At 59.3% G+C, this 19,281-nt stretch carries 18 protein-coding genes; 2 read left to right on the forward strand and 16 right to left on the reverse strand.

Annotated elements, in window-relative coordinates:
• Positions 1-77 precede the first annotated feature (77 nt).
• The 8 genes from J7I89_RS07190 to pdhA form a co-directional block, all read right to left on the reverse strand.
• Positions 78-1,307: a MinD/ParA family protein gene (locus J7I89_RS07190; RefSeq protein ID WP_214968638.1), complete on the reverse strand. Its 1,230-nt coding sequence runs from the start codon at positions 1,305-1,307 to the stop codon at positions 78-80.
• Between the two features lie 219 nt (positions 1,308-1,526).
• Positions 1,527-1,673, reverse strand: coding sequence for a hypothetical protein (locus tag J7I89_RS07195; protein WP_214968640.1), 147 nt, complete (start codon positions 1,671-1,673; stop codon positions 1,527-1,529).
• A 183-nt stretch (positions 1,674-1,856) separates the two neighbouring features.
• Positions 1,857-2,000, reverse strand: coding sequence for a hypothetical protein (locus J7I89_RS07200; protein ID WP_214968641.1), 144 nt, complete (start codon positions 1,998-2,000; stop codon positions 1,857-1,859).
• A 49-nt stretch (positions 2,001-2,049) separates the two neighbouring features.
• Positions 2,050-2,235, reverse strand: coding sequence for a hypothetical protein (locus tag J7I89_RS07205; protein ID WP_214968643.1), 186 nt, complete (start codon positions 2,233-2,235; stop codon positions 2,050-2,052).
• Positions 2,236-2,322: 87 nt separating this feature from the next.
• Positions 2,323-3,138: an MBL fold metallo-hydrolase gene (locus tag J7I89_RS07210; RefSeq protein ID WP_214968644.1), complete on the reverse strand. Its 816-nt coding sequence runs from the start codon at positions 3,136-3,138 to the stop codon at positions 2,323-2,325.
• Positions 3,139-3,673: 535 nt separating this feature from the next.
• Complete coding sequence (locus tag J7I89_RS07215) at positions 3,674-5,170, reverse strand: dihydrolipoamide acetyltransferase family protein (RefSeq protein WP_214968646.1); 1,497 nt, start codon at positions 5,168-5,170, stop codon at positions 3,674-3,676.
• A gap of 4 nt (positions 5,171-5,174) precedes the next feature.
• A complete protein-coding gene (locus tag J7I89_RS07220; protein WP_214968648.1) occupies positions 5,175-6,278 on the reverse strand; it encodes an alpha-ketoacid dehydrogenase subunit beta in 1,104 nt (367 codons plus the stop codon).
• Positions 6,275-7,537 (reverse strand): pyruvate dehydrogenase (acetyl-transferring) E1 component subunit alpha, encoded by a 1,263-nt coding sequence (gene pdhA, locus J7I89_RS07225; protein WP_214968649.1) that lies wholly within the window; start codon positions 7,535-7,537, stop codon positions 6,275-6,277. The genes J7I89_RS07220 and pdhA overlap by 4 nt, the downstream gene beginning before the upstream one ends.
• A 159-nt stretch (positions 7,538-7,696) precedes the next feature.
• Between pdhA and J7I89_RS07230 the strand changes: the two genes are divergently transcribed.
• The gene (locus J7I89_RS07230) at positions 7,697-8,161 is read left to right on the forward strand and encodes an Lrp/AsnC family transcriptional regulator (RefSeq protein WP_056634206.1); all 465 of its coding nucleotides are present in this window, start codon (positions 7,697-7,699) and stop codon (positions 8,159-8,161) included.
• A 374-nt stretch (positions 8,162-8,535) separates the two neighbouring features.
• Positions 8,536-9,627: an acyltransferase gene (locus J7I89_RS07235; RefSeq protein WP_214968651.1), complete on the forward strand. Its 1,092-nt coding sequence runs from the start codon at positions 8,536-8,538 to the stop codon at positions 9,625-9,627.
• A gap of 495 nt (positions 9,628-10,122) precedes the next feature.
• Here J7I89_RS07235 and J7I89_RS07240 read toward each other — a convergent pair whose 3' ends face one another.
• From J7I89_RS07240 to J7I89_RS25910, 8 genes are all read right to left on the reverse strand, one after another.
• Positions 10,123-11,214 carry a glycosyltransferase family 4 protein gene (locus J7I89_RS07240; RefSeq protein WP_214968653.1) on the reverse strand — a complete coding sequence of 364 codons (1,092 nt, stop codon included), beginning with the start codon at positions 11,212-11,214 and terminating at the stop codon, positions 10,123-10,125.
• Positions 11,211-12,428 carry an O-antigen ligase gene (locus J7I89_RS07245; RefSeq protein WP_214968655.1) on the reverse strand — a complete coding sequence of 406 codons (1,218 nt, stop codon included), beginning with the start codon at positions 12,426-12,428 and terminating at the stop codon, positions 11,211-11,213. The genes J7I89_RS07240 and J7I89_RS07245 overlap by 4 nt, the downstream gene beginning before the upstream one ends.
• 10 nt (positions 12,429-12,438) lie before the next feature.
• Entirely contained in the window at positions 12,439-13,482 is a 1,044-nt protein-coding gene (locus J7I89_RS07250; protein ID WP_214968657.1) for a glycosyltransferase, read from the reverse strand.
• Position 13,483: 1 nt separating this feature from the next.
• Positions 13,484-14,077 (reverse strand): glycosyltransferase, encoded by a 594-nt coding sequence (locus tag J7I89_RS25760; RefSeq protein ID WP_214968659.1) that lies wholly within the window; start codon positions 14,075-14,077, stop codon positions 13,484-13,486.
• Between the two features lie 400 nt (positions 14,078-14,477).
• Positions 14,478-15,617: a glycosyltransferase gene (locus J7I89_RS07260; RefSeq protein ID WP_214968661.1), complete on the reverse strand. Its 1,140-nt coding sequence runs from the start codon at positions 15,615-15,617 to the stop codon at positions 14,478-14,480.
• 44 nt (positions 15,618-15,661) lie between these two features.
• On the reverse strand, positions 15,662-16,978 hold the full coding sequence (locus tag J7I89_RS07265; RefSeq protein ID WP_308159825.1) for a polysaccharide biosynthesis C-terminal domain-containing protein: 1,317 nt from the start codon (positions 16,976-16,978) through the stop codon (positions 15,662-15,664).
• A gap of 178 nt (positions 16,979-17,156) precedes the next feature.
• Positions 17,157-18,641 (reverse strand): polysaccharide biosynthesis tyrosine autokinase, encoded by a 1,485-nt coding sequence (locus J7I89_RS07270; protein ID WP_374102004.1) that lies wholly within the window; start codon positions 18,639-18,641, stop codon positions 17,157-17,159.
• A gap of 201 nt (positions 18,642-18,842) precedes the next feature.
• Positions 18,843-19,280 carry a DapH/DapD/GlmU-related protein gene (locus tag J7I89_RS25910; RefSeq protein ID WP_214968667.1) on the reverse strand — a complete coding sequence of 146 codons (438 nt, stop codon included), beginning with the start codon at positions 19,278-19,280 and terminating at the stop codon, positions 18,843-18,845.
• Between the last annotated feature and the right edge of the window lies 1 nt (position 19,281).

Below are 19,281 nucleotides of genomic sequence, written 5' to 3' on the forward strand. Positions count from 1 at the left end.
ACGCATCTTGCTCTGTCAATTCACCATTTCAGCTTGCCAGCGTGATGCCGGGGCCATGATCCCGTTTGCGGACACCCTTACCGGTACCCGTCCACAATCGCCGCGGCAATCTCCTTGTACGCCCTCCGGGTCTCCGGCTTCAGCACGTCCAGGGTGACCAGGTCGCCGTCGGCCACTCCCCTGTCGTGCGGCACGGCGATGAGCTGGCGGCACATCCCGGCGAGGTGCTCCTCGATGGCGTCCTTGTCCACGCGGGTGGAGACCTCGTCCTTGTCCGTGATCACCACGATCGCGTTGCGGGCTAGGTCCTCGTAGCCGTGGCTGGCCAGCCACTGCAGGGTGCTGCGGGCGCGCTTGGCGCCGCTCACCGCGTAGCCAGCGGCGATGATCAGGTTGTCCGCCGACTGCAGGATCCCGCTCATCGCGTTGTGAGTCACGCCGGTGCCGCAGTCGGTCAGGGCCACGGAGTAGTAGGCGGAGATGACCTTGCGGATGCGCAGGTATTCCTCGGCCGTCAGCGAGTCGGAAACCTCGGGATCCTGCTCGCCGGCGATGAGGTGCAGCCTGCCGGAGTGGTGCATGTAGCGGGACAGCCCGGTGAGCGAGTCGATGGAGTCGATGTTCTTGAGCAAGTCGGTGATGGTCCGCGGGGTGGCCTGCTGGTAGATGCCCTCGCCCAGGGCGCGCTCTACAAGGTCGCCGGAGTCCGGGTTGGCGTCGATGGCGCACGGCGGGTCGCCGCGGAACTCGGCGAGGGTGAGGCCCACGCCCACGGTAGTGGAGGTCTTGCCGATGCCGCCCTTGAGGCTTAGTACGGCGGTGTTGAAGCTGCCCTGCAGCTGGCGGGAGATGCGGCGGGCCAGCTCGTCCTCCTCGCGCTCCTGCGCGCTGGGGCCCAGGTTCCAGGCTCCGCCGGTCGCCCGGTACAGGAAGCCGCGGAAGCCGCTCTTGGGCCGGGGCTTCTGTTCGCGGACGAACGACGTCGGCAGTGCCGTGAGGTCCGGCTCCGGCGCGTCAGTTTCTGCCGCAGGTTCCGGAGCATACGACGGCGGTGCTCCCGCGGGTTTGCGCGCTGGGGCTGGCGGCGCGTCGGAGACGGAATCCGCCACGGCGGCGGCTTCCGCCCAGGACGAGCTGCGGACAGGGATTACTGGTGTGGAGGTGGTGTCAGGTGTCACGGCGGGAAACATTCCTGTCCAGTCGTCGGAGGCATCGCCGTCGCGGCGGCGGGAACGGCGGCGGCGGAGCTCAGGCTGCTCCGTCTCGCTGCCGGCGTCGGCCAATTGGTTATCCGCTGGTTTGGGCATGTTCGGTCCCCCAGGACTCGCAGCAATGTCCCGCTGCTCTTGTCGATTGGTTTGGTTCAAACAGCAATTCTAGGCGCTGGCAGCCCAATGACAGGTTTCAGCCCCGCGTGAGGGCCGCCACCACCACCACGACTGTGGCAACCAGGAGGACGGCCAGGACAACGTAACCCCACCATTTGGGCCGGTGGCGGTGCGGGTTGATGTCGACGTACGGCACGTTTACTTCGCCCGCCCCGAAGCAACGACGGCCGGGGCGGGTGCCACCGCGCGGCGCTTGAACCGGAGCACCCAGTAGAGCCCGGCGAAGGGAATCAGCAGGCTGCCCAGCAGGCCTGACAGCGCGAGGACAAAATCGGTGAGAGCCACGGAAGAACCTCCGGAACGCGGTAACACTCTCGACGCGCGCTAAGGCACTCTTGCCCTGGCCGCGACGACAGTAACTGGTAGTGGGATCCCCCAAGTCAGATCTACAGAGACCCTATCCAGCCGTCACGTGTTCGACAAATTCTGTCAAACCTTCAACCATTCCCACCGGAGGCTTGCACCGCCCTATCCCCGGAGCGCCATCACCACCACAACGGCCGTGGCCACGGCCAGCGCACCCAGTCCCACGTAAGCCAAGACTCGAAGCGCCCGTTGGCGGGACTCCCGCCGTGATTCCCTGTTAATCTTCCCGTTTGAATAGTTCCCCATGGCGGTGATGGTACATGCGCAGTGTTACAGGAAAATCAAGTCAAGCGATTTATGACGCCGGCCGCACGCCGTTAGCGCGGCCCGTCCCCCGCTGACGGTCCGCCGTCGTGTTGGTTCGCCGGTATGTGCACGGCATGTCCTGCCGGTCGAGCCAGGACCGCTCAGGGTAGGGATCGTCGGCGACGATGTGCTGCTCGATAAACCGTCGGATGGCTGCGCTGATACCCGTCTTCATGACCCAAACCTAGGGTGGGCCGCCTGCAGCCCCAAGAGTAGTCACTACCTGTTTTTTCGTCCTTCCAAATGCACGGACTACTTGGATCTAATGCTGCGGACGCGTCTCCTGCAGGCGCTTGATGAACCAGCGCGACTGTTCCGGCCCGTAGGGCAGCACCGGGATCGCCTTGGTGGCATCGGTAGGGGTGTCACGGATGGACTGCCGGGCCTGGCGCACCGCGGTGGTCATGGTGTCCGCCATCGTCTTCACGAACCGGTCGCTGCACGGCTCGCCGTGCCCGGGCACCAGGAACTCGTAGCGGTGGCGGAGCGCGGACAGGTGCCGGAGCGCATCGGCCCATTCTTCCGGATACGAGTCCTCGAAGGACGGGTGGGAACCCTGCTCCACGAGGTCGCCGGCGTACAGGGTGGTGGAGGTGCCCACCAGCAGGTCGCCGTCGGTGTGTCCGCGGCCGAGGTAGAACAGGGTGACGGTCTGTGCGCCGAGATCCACCAGGACGGGCTGGTCCCGGACGATGGCATTGGGCACCACGAGTTCCACGTTGTCGCCTTCGCCGGCGGCCATCTCCGGCTCCAGATCTGCCACGGCGGCACGCTGCGCGTCGCCGTTTTCGCCGATTTCCTCAGCGCAGTTCTCGTGCGCCCAGAACTCGGTGGCACCGGCTTCAGCGAACACCGCGTTGCCGAAGAAGTGGTCGTAGTGCGCATGGGTGTTGACGACCACCAGAGGTAGAGGCGTTATTTCGCGCACGGCGTCCAGGATTTCCCGTCCCTGCCGCGGGCCGCACCCGGTGTCGACCACCATGGCCCGTTCGGTTCCTACGATCAGGCCTGTGTTGAGCTTCGAACCTTCGGTCACCAGCACATAGTTGTCCGCGCCGACTTCGAGCCATCGTGACATTTCTTCTCCGTAATTCCGGGGAACACTTGCGTTGTTCAGGCCTCGATTCTACCCATCAAGCTGGGGATTATCAGGGAACTGTCCACCGCTGCGGGTATCCGCAGTCTCCTTCGCCAGCACCCGACCTATGCCTCGATTCCCCCTAGGACGCGCCGCGGGACGTGACTGTAGCATTCCTCGGTACCGAATGCCTGGCGGGCGAAGGGAGCGCATTGCCCCTCCTCTCTGCAGGACCTTGGCGCAGTGCCTATTGACTCATGCTCTTTGCGTCAAAGTAACCCAGCCGAAATGTCCGGTTGGGTATGATCGGGGTCATGGGGACCAAACAACAGCGGCACTTCTGCGAGAAGTGCAACACGACAACCAACCACGTCACTTCTTATAATCACGAGGGCAGCGGGTTGGTGGCTAGGGTCAATTGCTCGGAGCACTCGGATCTGACAGATTAGTAAGTCAGGAACAGCGCACCGTAGATCATGACGGGCAGGTGGCCCGGCCGCCGACCCAGGCCGGGCCGCCCAACGCAATTGGTGCGCTACATGTCGGCCAGGACTGAGCCTGGATTCTCGATTGCGTCAGCAACGTAGCGAAGGAAGCCGCCAGCGGTTGCCCCATCGCAGACGCGGTGGTCGAACGTCAGAGTCAGCTCGGTGACCTTGCGGACTGCGAGTTCGCCGTTCACTACCCAGGGCCTGTCGATAATCCGGCCCACGCCCAGGATCGCCACCTCGGGATAGTTGATGATCGCTGCAGATCCATCCACGCCGAACACGCCGTAATTGTTCAGCGTGAACGTGCCGCTTCCAAGCTCTGCGGGGGTCGCCTTGCCGTCACGGGCGACGGCTGTCAACCGACGGATCTCGGCGTCCAGTGCGCGGGCACTGAGCTTGTCGGCGTTACGGACGGACGGGACAACTAGGCCGCGGTCCGTCTGCGCGGCGAACCCAAGGTTGACGCCGTCAAAAGCGACGATCTCCTGCTGCTCGCCTCCCGCGGTGTCCTCGGTGGTGATGATCCGGGTGTTCAACTCTGGGTACTTTTTTAACCCAGCCGTGACAAAACGCGCGATGAAGGCCAACAGGCCTGGTGTGTTGTGGGGGTCGGCCTTCTTGAGTCCAGCGCGGAGCTCCACCAGGGCCGTCGCGTCAACGTCCACCCACACCGTTGCTTCCGGAATTTCGGCGCGGCTTCGCGTCATGTTGGTGGCGACCGTCTTGCGGATGCCGCGGACCGGGGTGCGGCTGGCAATGCCGAGGCCGGTGCGGGGGTCGATGGGGCGAGCGCGGGTTTCGACAGGCTCAGCCAGAGAACGCGGTAGGGTTTCGACGCGCTCAACCTGCGAACGCGGCCGGGTTTCGACAGGCTCAACAACCGGTTTGATTGCGGCCTCGACGTCGCGGCGCATTATCAGCCCACTGTCCCCTGAGCCCTGAAGGTGCCCGAGGTCGACGCCGTGCTCCTTGGCCATGCGGCGCACGAGCGGCGAGATGACGGCACCTAGCTTGCCGGGTACGCGAGTGCGCAGGAGAAGGCGGTCATCGGCGGAGGTGGTGAGCTTGGTTTCGGCGCCCTTGGTTTCGACAGGTTCAACCAGCGGGATGCGGGTTTCGACAGGCTCAACCAGCGACGAAACGCGCCGGGGGCGGGTCCGGCGAACTGTTGCCGCCCCTCCTGGGGTTCCGTAGCCAATGAGCACATTGCCTGACCCGGCTTTTACTTCTTCGCGGTAGGTTTCGGCGGGCTCGATTTCGACAAGCTCAGCCAACGGTTCCTTTTCAACCAGCGATTCCGGCGCGGTCACCGTGATTAGGGGCTTGCCGACGTCCAGGGTCTGGCCTGGCTCACCATGCAGCTCGGCGACGGTGCCGGCGTAAGGGGACGGGACTTCCACCATCGACTTGGCGGTTTCCACTTCGGCGATGGGCTGGTCCACGCGGATTTCGTCGCCCACGGCCACCAGCCAGTTGACGAGTTCCGCTTCGGTGAGGCCTTCGCCCAGGTCCGGCAGCAGGAACACTTTCGTTTCGCTCATCTGATCAGTCTTCCCACTGGAGGTCGTCTACGGCGTCGAGGATGCGGTCCACGCCGGGCAGGTAATAGTGCTCGAGTTTCGGTGCCGGGTACGGCACATCGAATCCCGTGACGCGGCGGATCGGTGCGGCCAGGTGGTGGAAGCAGCGTTCCTGGACCCGGGCCACGATTTCGGAGGATACGGACGCGAACCCGTGCGCCTCGGCAATCACGACGGCGCGGCCGGTCTTTCGGACAGACGCGCACACGGTTTCGTCATCGAACGGCACGATCGAGCGGACGTCGATGACCTCCAGGGAGCGCCCTTCCTCGGCGGCAGCGGCAGCCGCAGCGAGCGCCGTCGGGACGGACGGCCCGTAGGCGATCAGCGTGGCGTCGGTGCCAGGGCGGGCGACGGCGGCGCGGCCTTCGGTGGAAGTCCCGGCCGCAGTGTTCGCGGCGTGTTGGTCCCGGAGTGCTTCCAGGTCCACCATGTCTTTGGACCAGTAGAGCTTCTTGGGCTCCATGAACATGACGGGGTCGTCGGAGTCGATGGCTTCGCGGAGCATGCGGTACGCGTCGGCGACGGTGGCCGGGGCGTAGACCTTCAGCCCCGCGGTGTGGGCGTAGTAGGACTCGGAGGAGTCGCAGTGGTGTTCCACTCCCCCGATGCCGCCGGCGTACGGAACGCGGATAACCATGGGCAGCTTCAGGGCGCCCTTGGTGCGGTTGTGCATCTTGGCCACGTGGCTGACGATCTGCTGGAAGGCCGGGTAGGCGAAGGCGTCGAACTGCATCTCAACAACGGGGCGCATGCCGTTCATGGCCATGCCGACGGCCATCCCGACGATGCCGGACTCGGCTAGCGGGGTGTCGAAGCAGCGCTGCTCGCCGAAGGTCTTGGTCAGTCCGTCGGTGATGCGGAAGACGCCGCCCAGCATGCCGACGTCCTCGCCGAATACCAGGACGGACTTGTCGGCGTGCATCGCGTCGGCCATGGCGGTGTTCAGAGCCTTGGCCATGGTGACGGGCTGCGGTCCAGTTGCTTCCGCGGTGGCCGCGGCCGAGGCGGCTGCCCGGGCCGTGGCGGAACTGACGTTTCCGTTGACTGCGGACGTGGCGGTGCTCATTTTGCGGACTCCGGGTTGGTTGAAGCGCCGGCGCTGGCGTCGCGGGCGAGTTCGTCGGCCAGCAGGGCGGACTGTTCCTTGAGTTGAGGGGTCGGCGTCGAGAAGACGTATTTGAAGAGGTCCTGCGGGTCCACCGGGACGTCATCGCTGAGGCCGTTGCGCAGCTGCGTGGCAACCGCTTCCGCCTTTTCCGCGATCCGGGACTCGCCGTCGTCGTCCAGCAGCCCCTTGTCCGTGAGGTAGGTCCGCATCCGCGTCAGCGGATCCCGCGCCACCCACTGGGCCACTTCGCTGTCCTGGCGGTAGCGGGTGGCGTCGTCGGCGTTGGTGTGCGCCTGCATGCGGTACGTGTGCGCCTCCACCAGCAACGGGCCGGAGCCTTCGCGGGCGAGCTTCACGGCGCGGTCCAGCACAGCGAGGAGAGCGACGACGTCGTTGCCGTCCACGCGTTCGCCGGCCATGCCGTAGCCCACGGCCTTGTGGGCGAGCGACGGCGCCACGGACTGGTGGGCCAGCGGCACCGAAATGGCGTACTGGTTGTTCTGCACGAAGAAGACGACGGGCAGGTGGAAGACGGCGGCAAAGTTCAGGGCCTCGTGGAAGTCGCCTTCGCTGGTGGCGCCGTCGCCGCACATGGCCAGGACCACGGTGTCCTCGCCGCGCAGCTTGGCGGCGTGGGCAACTCCGACGGCGTGGAGCAGCTGGGTGGTGAGCGGCGTGCACTGGATGCCGACCTTGTGCTTGGCGGGGTCATAGCCGCTGTGCCAGTCGCCGCGGAAGAGGGTCATGGTCTGCACCGGGTCAACCCCGCGGGTCATGACGGCCACGGAGTCCCGGTAGGTGGGGAACAGCCAGTCGCCCTCCGACAGGCAGAGCGCTGCCGCAACCTGGCAGGCCTCCTGGCCGTGGCTGGAGGGGTAGACGGCCATGCGGCCCTGGCGGACCAGGGCGGAGTTCTGGTCATTGACTCGCCGGCCGACGACCAGCTGCTCATAGGCAGCGAGCAGTTCCTCGTCGCCGGGCAGCGGGTACTCGTGCCCTGGCTCGGCCCCCTGTTCGGAGTGCGGCTTCAGGTTGCCGTCCTGGTCCACCATCTGGATCTGGTGGCGGGCCGGCAGCATGTAGTCCTCCGCTGTGATGCCGAATTTGCGCACCGCTTCGGCAACGGGGCCTTCATTGCGGGGCTCCTCGATGTGGTCCGGCGACTGCCGGCCCTGCGCCGTCTGACCGGGCGCAGCGTGGTCCGCGGAGATCGTCATTGGTCCGTCCTTCTGTAGCCACTATTCACTTTCAGTATGGTCCCGGACGATGTTTCGTATCCAGCCCCGATGGGAATCGTGGAGAAGTACGGCAGATTCCCCTATTCTGAAAGACAAATCGTAACTGTGAGCTGGATTACCGACAGGGGTTGTAGACAAATGGCTGGAGCGGAGCCTGAGCAGGTGGCGGTGCCGCTGGACGACGTGGACCGCAACATCATCGCCGAGCTGACACGGGACGGGCGGATGTCCGTGACGCAGGTGGCGGAGAACGTCCACATCTCGCGGGCCCATGCCTACACGCGGATTGCCCGGCTGACGGGCGAGGGCGTGCTGACAAAGTTCACGGCACTCGTGGACCCTATTAAGGCGGGGCTGAAGTCATCCGCCTATGTGACGCTCAAGGTGCGGCAGCATTCCTGGCGCGAGCTGCGGGAGCTGCTCCGGGCGATCCCGGAGGTGCACCATATCGCCCTCGTGGGCGGAGACTTCGACGTCATCCTGCTGGTACGCGCAGTGGACAACGTGGACCTGCGGCGGGTGATTTTTGACCAGCTGCAGTCCATGCCCGGTGTGCTGGATACGCAGACGTTCCTGGTGTTTGAGGACGTTGATACGCGGTAACGCGGATGACGCGGCACCCAGTCCCGCAGGACGCGTGCATACGGCGGCCCCGAGTGGCACAGTTCCAAGCGGCTCGTCTAATGACCACCTTGGCAGCTCGGCTCTGAAAGTGTCAGGAATACCGACTTACTCACACCTCGTTTGTCGCGGCCAGGACGTCAAGAAGGACCGCTAAGAACAAACCATTCCGTGCGGCATCAACCAGTGTGGATAGCCAGACACTTCAAACGGAAACCTGTGGAACATGTAAAGCGAGCCGGAGCGCGACTAGCGTGAGGTTGGGAACTTCCCGACAGTCCCGGATAGAATCTAAGTCAATGGATCGAGGCTGCCCAGCCAAACGGCAGAATACAGCTTCAACGGGGGGAAACAGTATGACGGCTCTGAGTACCGTCCCAGTTCACAGCAGAAGAATTCAAGGACTGGACACGATTCGTGGATTCGCGATTTTGCTGGTGCTCCTACGACATGCCTGGCCGGAGACTTTTGGCCTAGCTGGGATTGTCGGCGTTGTTGTTTTTTTCGCTCTCAGCGGTTACCTGATTACAGGGCTTTTGGAGCGAGACATCCGGGATTTCGACAAAGTCCGTTATCAACGATTCTATGTCCACAGGTTGCTTCGCCTCATGCCCGCCCTAACGTTCATGCTCGTGGGTTTCGCAGTGATAGAAGGTCTCTGGAACCTCTTGGGTGATCGTCATCTCATCGGACAATCCATTATTGTCGGGCTGACATACACGATGAATGTTCCGGGCATCGATCACGGCAGCGGCGCCCTGAGCCACCTCTGGACGCTGGCTACGGAAGAGCAGTTCTACCTGCTCTGGCCGATAGCTCTTGCACTTGGAATTAGACGGGCTAAAGCAGATCTGATGACTTGCATTAGTATCCTAGCGGCACTCGGGATCTGTGCAGCCTCCATTGTCGTTGTATCTCCCGAGACCTACAAGATATACAGCCTGCCTACGTCGTGGGTTGCCGCCATGTTGATTGGCGCCCTAGCCAGGCTCAGGGAAGTTCAAGTTGGCGCGTTCTTGACTGGAAAGACTTCCAGGACGTTTGCAATCGTTGCCGTCGCGATCCTATCTGTGTTGAGTTTCGCTCCGGAAGCCAAAGATTGGCCCGGCACTTACCTGGCGCTCGGGCCGCTAATCGCACTGTGCTCCGTGGCGATAATCTTCGAATGTAAGTCGTGGGTTCGCCTCCCGAGCGCCTTCTTAAAACCGCTCCATTGGTTGGGTACCGTGTCCTACGCCGCTTATCTCTGGAACTACCCCATTGCCAACTGGTTTGGCGAAAGACCTCTAAGCTTCTTCCAAGGCAGTGCATCCATCGTCGCCACATTGCTCGCTGCAACGATCAGTTGGTATGTAATTGAGAGGCCGGCCTCCCTACTCAGACGTCGCTTTGACAGCAGAAAAGCATTCAAAAAACCCGCCGAGTCCCACCGCGTCATAACCAATTGAAACTGTCCTAGGCTGGGCACGCCTGACGCTGGCGGACGGCCGAGGAAGTGGAACGCAGCCGGCATAAAGTCAGGTCACAGACGGAATGACTTCTAGCCCAAGACCGTCTGGACTTTGTCCAGCGCATGGCCGATCAATTCGACGGAAAATCGGGACGTGCCTTCCGCCGCCAGCAACGCTCCGGCGCGTGGACGTCACCAGTCATGGGCTCAAACTTCGAACCGGATGAAGGCCGCAGCGCGTTGGCCTACATATTTTGGTCCAAGCCAGCGATTGGACCGGCAACCGTCTCTACGGTACGGAGTTTACAACTTTGGCTCAAGGCTTGGAGTCATGAGGGATCGACGGCACTTAGTCAGCAAGCCGATCAATTTGATGTCTGCCGATTTGCTGTTCATTAGTGCGAATAAGGCGCTGGCAAATAAATGATGAACGAAGGGCGACTGACCATATCAGTGCCTCGATCACGCGCTTTGGCCCGACCGAGTCCGCCTCTCAGCGCCCTGCCGCGCCGAAAAGGACTCGACCGTAGTGATCCCTCCAAGTCGCCTGATCGCGAGACTCTGCCCAGTTCCGTGCTGCAACCCTACGGGGCGGGAGATCTGCAAGGATCTCCTTGACGGCAGCTGCGACGTCGCCGGCAGTCGGCTCGCACGAATATCCCCCGGCGGATTCGACGGCCTTTCCGAAGCCAGCGTCCGCAGTTGCTACCGTCGGAAGGCCACAGGCTGCTGACTCGATGATAACAGTCGGAAATCCCTCCCCCGCCCCCGTTGATGAGAAAATATGGACGTCACCGACGGCAAAAATGTGAGAGGCATTGTCCAACTGGCCGAGGAAGTGAACGTCCTCCTCCGACCCAAAAACATCAGCCAGGTGAAGAAGCTGAGAGCCTGATCCGGCGACAAGGACTTGGGCACCGGCCTCCAAAGCCCCTCGGATGGCCAACGCGGGGCGCTTATTCGGCTCAATACGGCCGACGTACACAGCCACAGGACGATCATCCAAGCCCAACTCTCTGCGCACTCGCTGGCGGAACTCCTCCGTCGGCACCGAGTATTTCGAAAGATCGACAGCAGTGTCGATAACTTCGATCACGGCTGGATCCGCCACGAAACGTGCTATGTCCCGGGCAACTATGTCCGAAACACAAACCACTGTTGAGACACGCTTCGAAGCGTGCCGATAGAACGGCCGAATGATCAGGCCGAATGGGCCGGTGGGGAACCTTCCATGTTCCGTCCACACGACTCTCCCAAGAGAACTCAGATGCTTCGAAAAGCCAATTTGCTCGCGCTTGAAGTGCAAGTGATAGACGCCCGGTCCTAGCCCCGCCGTACTCTTCCGCAATGTACGCAATTCTCCAATGAGGCGCCAGAGCCCCAAAGGCAGTGTCCTCAGGCTCCATTTTGGGCCGGCGCCTAGGGAGCAATGAGGCAATCCGCCTGGCCAAGTTCGAAGGTCGCCGAGAAGACGAACTGGATGCTTGGCGGCAGCAAACAACTCCGCCAATGACGCGATATACTTTTCAGCCCCGCCTTCAAAACTCGTTGTGGCAACAAATCTCAACTCATTGTTATTATTCATGTCTCACGCTTCATGGAGTATTGGTTTTTTGAATGTTCCTTCAAGGAACCATTGGGCTCTCGACTCAAAGCTAAACCAACCACCCCAAAAAAGAGCGTCGCCAGCAAGTGCCAATTAACGAAATCATATGTCATTGAGAAAGTAAGAGAACCCGCGATGATCGCAACTTCATCGGGAGTTCCGCGCCTTAAGGCCAGACCCGTGATTATAAAGAAACTTCCAAGCCCAAAAATGCCAGCATAGATCAGGAGCGTCACGAACCCATTGTCCACAGCAAAAGTGCCATTCGTTCCCAGATAGCCCAATTCGAACAGGCCCTCGTGCGAATTAAGCCCCGAACCGAATAGGACCCTCTCCGCCGGTAAACGAAGAATCTCCCCTATTGATGTTAGAACGCCGACACGATGGGTAAAAGATCCGTCAGAGGCAAGTTGATCCTCATCAAGCAAGGTAACTGCCGCAATTAACGCAAAAGCACCTAGGACTACAATTACTAAGAAGCGTAGGCCGGAATACTTGCCCCGTTGTGTAAACAATACGCCCGCAGCAATCAAGGCGACGGCCGCGGCAATTCCAGAGCGTGTGCCTGTGAGTAATATTCCACCAAAAAGGACCAGCCCACCGAGAACCCGCTGCAACGTTGATAAGCGAAGAGCGGAGAAAATAACAACGGCTAGTGCAATAGCCAAAAAGTGTCCCAGTGGGATAGGGTAACCAATTGTCCCCTGAGCCCTATTCGTCCATGGTCCTAGGATGGTGTTGGGTCGGACCGTATACGTACCATCTTGAGTAGCAGCCAACAGCGTTCTTATGTCAGCCGATCCGATAAGTGTTTCACAAACAGCCAAACCGGTTTCTAGAGCCGCGAAAATCAATATTGATTTGTAAAAACGAGATTTTTCGCGGTCGTCAACGTTAATTCCAACAAAGAATGCCATAAACCACAAAAAACCGATACTGAGCGACTTGATGAAGTTGTCGGTGATACCTGATGCGGCGCTAGCCGCAACGTACGTAGCGACTAGCGCAAAAACCCACAGAGTGGCTTGTGGAATTCTGAACTGGCGGATGTGTGGCACTGTTCCCGCGAATATCAAAACGCCAGCGAGCAAAGGTGCAACCTGAGACGCCCAGGGAGGCAGAATGACGGATCGGGAAATCAAAAGCACGACAAAGGCAGCTACCACCGACAGTTCTATTGAACGTCTTCTCATCGCTACTCCCTTAAAGCGATTTTAGGAATGACAGCAACGTCGACGCCTTCGCAGACCAGTCCTGCTCCGTGGATTCTTGCAACCCGCGCAGGTTGGGCGAAGCAGCGCTTAGTGCAGCCTTTGACAGGGCACCCACGTCTCCAGGTCCGTGGAATAAGAATGTCTGCGAAGTATGGCGCTCTCGGAGCGATGGGGTCGAAGTGGCGAGGACGCTGAGTCCGGAGGCCAAGTATTCGTAGTATTTCATAGGGCTTCGACCCTGGTTCACGTCGGTGGCGTTCAGCGGTATAAGTCCTACTCGCGCACGGTTCAGATAACTCGGCACCATTTCATACGGGACGGATCCAAGTAAGGATATGTTAGTCGGCAGATGATCTCGACTACGAGAAACTGGTCCGATTATCTCTATTCTCTCGGTAGGGTTTGCCTCAGCAACGGTAAGCACGCTCTCCCAATCGAACCTATAGTCGACTGCACCGACGTATATGAATCCCGATCTCTCAAATTGACTCTTCTGCATGAAACGTGCCAGTTCAACGCCATTCTCGAGCACCATACGCGGAACTCCGTCGGGAAGCTTCAAGCCCTGAAGGACTGCGGCCGACGTCGCGATCACGCCATCGGCGGCGTTGACTAAACGCGACTGACGTGAGGCGGCTGGTATCGTGCTGTAGGTGTCAGTGGGACGATACACCACTTTGCCTCTGGGCCGATTGGACTCGACATAACCCGCCATCAGGGGCTGGTCAACTAATATGTAGTCGGCGTCATCGAAACCGAACCTTTTCACTATGTCGCCAAGTGCTCGACCGGCTTTTGCAAACTGGATTGGCAAGATGAGATTTGGCACAACGTGCAGTGTGCCGAACTCATCCAGAGTTCCGGTATCACCTACGCCGCTTGCCCCCTTACCGAGAGCCTTGTGTACCAGCGAACGGGGAGTAGAGATATGCGCAACAGACAAGGAAGCCTTCGACAGTTCGCGGGCTAGGTGGTGGCTTCCGACCTTGAAGACGCCATTATCAGGCGTATGACTTAGAAACAGAATTTTCATTTTAGACATTCCGCGCATTAAGGGATTGAACCGACATAAGGTGATTGCTCACATTACAGGCCACATTTGACCATCTATACTGATTCCGCCACTCTCCATCAGGGTGTGTGAAGGATAATTCGGATTCGGCAAGAGTGTCCATGGCATTGGCCCATTCTTCCGCGTCAATACCGTATTCGACGGCTACGCCAAAGTCACCAACTATTTCAGCAACACTGGTGCATGTCTTTGAGTAGGCCACGGCGCGGCCGCAGGAAAGGCTTTCAACGGCAGGCAAGCCAAACCCTTCCGTCAGAGATGGCATCAACAGCCCAATTGAACCGCGGTATAGTTCTGCCAGTTCAATATCAGATACTCCCGATACAACCCGCGCTTGCGCGCTTAGCCCAGACAACTCTATGGCCGCCTCGGCGTTCGCCTTATCGTTAATAATCGCAACCAGGCTGTGCTCCGGACGTTTCCTTAGGGCCTCTAAAAGCACATCGAAGTTCTTATGAGGCTTTAGATTGCCAACGTACAAGAAATATGGACGCTGAATTGAAGCCGCGTCTCCCAAGGGCGAGAAAATGTCTGAACATCCGTTACCAACGTTCACAACTTGGACTGAGGGGTCGCTTAGCCATTCTTCGATTACGTTGGCTGATGTCCTTGAAACTGTGAAAACCGATCCGGCGCGGGTTACCGTGGGCCTGACGACGAGCTCATAATACGACTTGAGTAACCGCGCTCTCCGACTTTCCGAGTGAAGGTGAATAAGATCATGAAGGGTAAGGATCTGGGTGGCTCTAGTCAGTCCGGCATTATATCCGGGTGAATAGACCACATCACTTGCGCGCAACCGCAATCTAGCCGGGGAAACCACATCCAACGGAGAAGATGGTGTTCCAAAGTTCGTGAGAGACTCATAGCCGATAGCCAGCCTGCTCGATACCTCTAGGGCAAATCTTCCGATGCCATGCCTGCCCTGCCATCGCTGATCTACGTACAGCATTACCCTAGCCCCGTTCCATGTGGTCATGCGTAGCAAACGGACCTGAAGGGATCCAGTCCAATATGTTCTGGCGGAACTTCTCGGTTGAGAATCGCGAAGACGTAGGCGCGATTTTCGATCGGTCCAATGACATGGCGCGCTCAACGGCTGATCTTAGATCCTGGTCATCGTCCATGGCGGCCAGATAGCCCGACTCCCCGTCCCAAACAGTTTCTGACGTTCCGCCGACTCGATTCGCCACAACGGGCGCCCCGGCTGCGGCCGCTTCCACTGGCATGATGCCGAAGTCCTCGATTGGAGGGAAAACATACACGCTACATTTTTGGTAGAGAGCGAACAGCATGTGATCGCTTGGATGGACTATGAAAGTTACGGGAACAGATGACGAAGCTGCTCGCTCGCGTAGCTGAGCTTCATCTGGACCAGATCCAGCGATAACCGCCGGCAGTCCTACGAGCTCCGCGGCGCGAATTGCAATGTCGAGTTTCTTGTAACCAACGAAACGGGAAGCGCCAAGCACAAACTCACTAGGTAGCGCCGCCAATTGAATCTCCTCCCCATCTCCAAGAGCGCTCGTCCAGTCTTCCGTCGATCGAATCAGGGAGACGTCAACGGGTGGGTAGATGACCTGCGCTTCGCGGTTCCAGCATCTTTCGATTCGAGCGGCTACGAACATGCTGTTTGCTGCTATTGATAAAGGTTCCTTGGATCGAGTTCGATCTAGAGCTTGAAAAACCTGACTCGCGGTCCTAATCAAAACATTATTTCCACGTTCATCGAGCTCGGGTTCCCAAATGTAGCGGGCTGGCGTATGCGCGTAAACAAACTTAGGAACACCTGCGTTTCTTCCCCTGAACCGAGCGTGGTGCGCAAACAGGTGTGAACTCACTAACATCCAGTCATAGTCTTTATCCGAGGTCAACTGGCGCCAGACGAAAGGCATGAACGGCAGCGCCAGGGCTTTGCTGCGCCTCAGGGGAGTCTTCGCAAGTAAGGATTCACGAAGGTGGCGCCGTTCGCGCCGACCGGTGTCATCCCAAAGGCAATAGATGTCAGTATCGGGGTATATTTCTGCCAGAACGTCGAGGACTTTTTCTGCGCCCCCTGTCTGACCTAGCCACTCATGAACCAAGACTCCAGACATAGATGCCCCCTTAAACGAAACCTAATAAGTACACAACAAAAAATTCAGCGAGCGTCACTTTTACGTCGTCGAAGCTCCGCATTGAGCCTCCTCAGGTCAGACCGCCGGAGAATAATCATTCTTCCTGGATTAATGCCCAGCCTCATCCAAAGCTGAACGAGGCTGACCGACGTCACCATCACGATCCCACCCAGGGTTGCTAAACCGGCACCAAGCGACCCAAGGGTGGGAACGAGACCTAGCAGCAGTCCAACATTGACGATGAGGCCCGCCGCCAATGCAACACTTCTGTCGTGCGCATGGCCCCTACCGGTGAGCGTAGATCCTGCAATAGTTCCCGGAGCTGATACCAAGGCAGCGAGCAACAATACAACCGCCGTGTTCGAACCCTCGGCGAACGTTGGTCCGAACAGAAACCCGAACCAAAGATGACTGGTCGCGGCAACAACTGCTGTGACAACCAGGACTACGGTGAAGAGGACTCTTGAAGCGAATTCAACTCGCCCATTAGAGGAGTCGGAACTTTCTTTTGCGAGGATAATGCTGCCGAAGGCGGCCGTCAGGAAAAATGGTATGTCGCCAACGTTGACGGCTGCAGCATACAACCCAAGTTGTTCGGCCGAGGACAGTGGCAGGATTAGCACCTGGTCTAGCCGGGTGATCAATATTCCAGCAATCGATCCCAGCCATACTTTACTTCCGAACGAACTCATCTTGCGGAGCAATCCATCACGCTTCGGTCCGCCTGCCGGCATGCGGCGAAGCATCTTTATGTAGGCCACGTAGCCAAGAATGGGTGCACCCACTATGACAAGAAATGCGCTGTGAACGGTCAAAGACTGGGAGATGGCCAAACCGGCGATACCCCCGAGCCGCACGAGGCCGGTTACAGCTTTTTCCATGTTCAGCGTCGCCCATTGTTGTAGTCCTTGGGCCGTTCCCCGAAGCCCCCATAGGACTACAGTTGGAATCGCGGCAAGTGCCGAGAGCTGAACGAGGTCGATGACGGTGGGTGAATCCGTCGCAAGCCACGGAGCCAAGAGAAGCAAGACAACGGCGCCGATGGCTCCTGAAATGGATAGAGCGAGGGTCGCCATCTTGAGCGCTTGCCGACTCTCTCCAGCAAAGCGGCCGAGGCGGTAGGTAAGAGCCTCGGGCAAGCCCAGGGTGAGGGAAGCGCTTAGCAGAACGAGCGGCATAGTAGACGCGGCCAATTCACCGCGGCCTTGTACCCCCAGCTGATATGCCAGTATCGGAGCACAGAGAAGCGTCGACACTGGTCCGATGAGGTTACCCAACGTCATTGTTATGACGTGAAAAGAAGACCGTCTACCAGATTGCGTTCGAGTCGCAGTGGCCATTTTCGTCGCTTCCAATTATTGTCTGCCCGAATCGTTATGGGGTGGACGAGCTATTGCGCCCAGGCGCCAAGTGGAGAATGGTCTCTCAGCGATACCACGCCAAGTCCCGTTGCGCGCCGTTCAGTTTCCATCGATTGGGCGGCTACCGCTGATCTAAGCCAAATTGCTAGAACGGACCTTACCGACGGGTGTCAGAGCCGGGCATCGCCCCTACAGGATTGGAGTGGCCGCCCCCGGGCTTCAAAGGCTGGCTGTCTGATCTTGACTTCCTGCCGTTGTCTCGGCTGGGCGAGACGCCTCGTCGCATCCCTGCGGAGCTCTTGGGAGAGTTTTCATGCGCATCATAGGCCCGGTACTCATACGAGTAGGCGTCCGGGCCTTTGCTGGGGAGCAGGTTGAGGACCACTCCTAGTAGTTTCCCTCCTACCAACTCAAGCGCACCCAACGATTTCTCCAGGTCATGCTGCTTGATCTTTCGGGATCCAACCACAACCAAGACGCCTCCCACCTGCTGGGCAAGAACACTGGCGTCGGTTACAGGCAATAGCGGAGGAGCATCAATTATCACGGCGTCAAATGCCTGCTCAAGCCTAATCAAAAGCTGCTTCATCTCTTCTGAACCCAAGAGCTCGCTGGGATTCGGCGGTATCTGTCCCGAGGTCAAAACGTAAAGATTTCCGTCACCCCATGGTTGGAGCAAGTCATTGACGTCCGCTGCGCCGACGAGGGTAGTCGTGAGTCCTGCGTTCCTGTCGAGTCCTAGGTATTCGCTAACCATTGGTCTTCTCAGGTCGGCATCTACCAGACAGACTGCCTGGCCCGACTGAGCCAAAGCAATGGCCAAGTTAGTAGCCGTAGTGCTCTTGCCTTCACCTGGCATTGACGAGGTCACTGCCACACTTCGCGAGACGGTTGAAACGCTGGCGAACTGCATGTTCGTGCGGAGTTGGCGGTAGGACTCTGCGCGAGGTCCCTGAAGTGGAGCCTGCGTGAGCAACGGATTCTTTGAGGCGTCTTGACTAAAGGCGATGCGTCCGAGAATGGGCGCATCCGTGATGCGCCGAACGTCGCTCTCTCCCCGAAGCTGTTTGTCCAGCGCGGAACGCAGTGCAGCGGCGCCTAGGCCGACAGCCATTCCCCCGATGAGTCCTACAAGCAAGTTCAATCTCGTGTTAGGGGCGGAGGGACTGGTGGGCGCTGCTGCTGGCGTAATAACGGAAAGCCCCACCGGCGACGATCCGCCCGCTTTCGGCTTTTCCAGAGACTCAACAGCTGCCACGAGGCTATCCGCTACCGCTTGAGCTATGGCTGCCGCCTGAACGGGAGAAGTGTCGGACACCGCGATGTTGATCAGGACAGTGTTGAGATCTGTACTTGCTTTGACCTTGGTTGCAAGCTCCTCCGATGACATTGTGAGGCCAAGCTTGTCAATTGTGGGCTGGAGTACGATCGGCGTAACAACCGTCTTGACGTAGGACTGGACACGAGCCTGACTGAACGTATTGCCTTGCTGAAGTTCCTGCACGGAGCCAGTTCCCTGGATCGCAACGAACAATTGGGTCTCAGCAGTGTACGTTGGCTTGACCAACAAGGACGCCGCACCGCCGAATCCGAGCCCAACAAGGGTGCAGGCAACGACGATCAGCCAATTTCGCCGCACCATAAGTAGGTAATCATGTACAGCCAATGTCGGGTCCCCCTGTTGCGCCGCACGCAGATGGCACCAGTCGGCACTTCCGGCACAGCGTTTATTCGTGTGGTCCCCGACAGTCTAGCTGGTGCAATGATGAGTAAAAAAAGAAACTAGCAATCTAGGACGAGCTGGCATTCTGGGTGGGTGGGCTCCAATGCCTCCAGAACACCACTAGCGCGTCGACACACGCCTGGCTGGGTTGCCAGCCCATATCTCGCCGGCCGGAATACTGCGCAGTACTACAGAGTTTGCTCCCACGACGGCCCTGTCACCGATGCTCAAAACCTCCCCCGACCGGAAGAGTACCGTCGAGTTGGCTCCGATGATTACGTCATCTCCGACTTGGATTCCTCCGCCAGGATTTGTGTGCTCCGGTGCTAAATGTGTATCCGATCGTCCCAACGTAACGCCTTGATACAACTTAACGCGGGCTCCAATCTGCGATCGCTCATGGACTACGAGCCCAACAGCACCGTGAGGCAAGCCCAGGTCCTCGCCTATGTTCACGCTGGGTGGAATGTTCACACCCAAGGCGCGAGTCAGAATGGTGGCGGCGCGTCCAAACAACGGCAGTCGGACGGCGTAAACGAGTTTTTCAAGAAGTGCCATG

It is taken from the genome of Arthrobacter sp. ISL-5, assembly GCF_018613835.1.
Classification (GTDB): Bacteria; Actinomycetota; Actinomycetes; order Actinomycetales; family Micrococcaceae; genus Arthrobacter.

Bases quoted from the DNA above. Each gene is read 5' to 3' on its own strand.
- J7I89_RS07215 (WP_214968646.1), bottom strand. From the start codon at position 5,170: ATGAGCGAAACGAAAGTGTTCCTGCTGCCGGACCTGGGCGAAGGCCTC.
- J7I89_RS07270 (WP_374102004.1), bottom strand. From the start codon at position 18,641: ATGGTGCGGCGAAATTGGCTGATCGTCGTTGCCTGCACCCTTGTTGGG.
- J7I89_RS07200 (WP_214968641.1), bottom strand. From the start codon at position 2,000: ATGGGGAACTATTCAAACGGGAAGATTAACAGGGAATCACGGCGGGAG.
- J7I89_RS07240 (WP_214968653.1), bottom strand. From the start codon at position 11,214: ATGAATAATAACAATGAGTTGAGATTTGTTGCCACAACGAGTTTTGAA.
- J7I89_RS07245 (WP_214968655.1), bottom strand. From the start codon at position 12,428: ATGAGAAGACGTTCAATAGAACTGTCGGTGGTAGCTGCCTTTGTCGTG.
- J7I89_RS07230 (WP_056634206.1), top strand. From the start codon at position 7,697: ATGGCTGGAGCGGAGCCTGAGCAGGTGGCGGTGCCGCTGGACGACGTG.
- J7I89_RS07190 (WP_214968638.1), bottom strand. From the start codon at position 1,307: ATGCCCAAACCAGCGGATAACCAATTGGCCGACGCCGGCAGCGAGACG.
- J7I89_RS07250 (WP_214968657.1), bottom strand. From the start codon at position 13,482: ATGAAAATTCTGTTTCTAAGTCATACGCCTGATAATGGCGTCTTCAAG.
- J7I89_RS07220 (WP_214968648.1), bottom strand. From the start codon at position 6,278: ATGAGCACCGCCACGTCCGCAGTCAACGGAAACGTCAGTTCCGCCACG.
- pdhA (WP_214968649.1), bottom strand. From the start codon at position 7,537: ATGACGATCTCCGCGGACCACGCTGCGCCCGGTCAGACGGCGCAGGGC.
- J7I89_RS07205 (WP_214968643.1), bottom strand. From the start codon at position 2,235: ATGAAGACGGGTATCAGCGCAGCCATCCGACGGTTTATCGAGCAGCAC.
- J7I89_RS25910 (WP_214968667.1), bottom strand. From the start codon at position 19,280: ATGGCACTTCTTGAAAAACTCGTTTACGCCGTCCGACTGCCGTTGTTT.
- J7I89_RS07265 (WP_308159825.1), bottom strand. From the start codon at position 16,978: ATGGCCACTGCGACTCGAACGCAATCTGGTAGACGGTCTTCTTTTCAC.
- J7I89_RS07235 (WP_214968651.1), top strand. From the start codon at position 8,536: ATGACGGCTCTGAGTACCGTCCCAGTTCACAGCAGAAGAATTCAAGGA.
- J7I89_RS07260 (WP_214968661.1), bottom strand. From the start codon at position 15,617: ATGTCTGGAGTCTTGGTTCATGAGTGGCTAGGTCAGACAGGGGGCGCA.
- J7I89_RS07210 (WP_214968644.1), bottom strand. From the start codon at position 3,138: ATGTCACGATGGCTCGAAGTCGGCGCGGACAACTATGTGCTGGTGACC.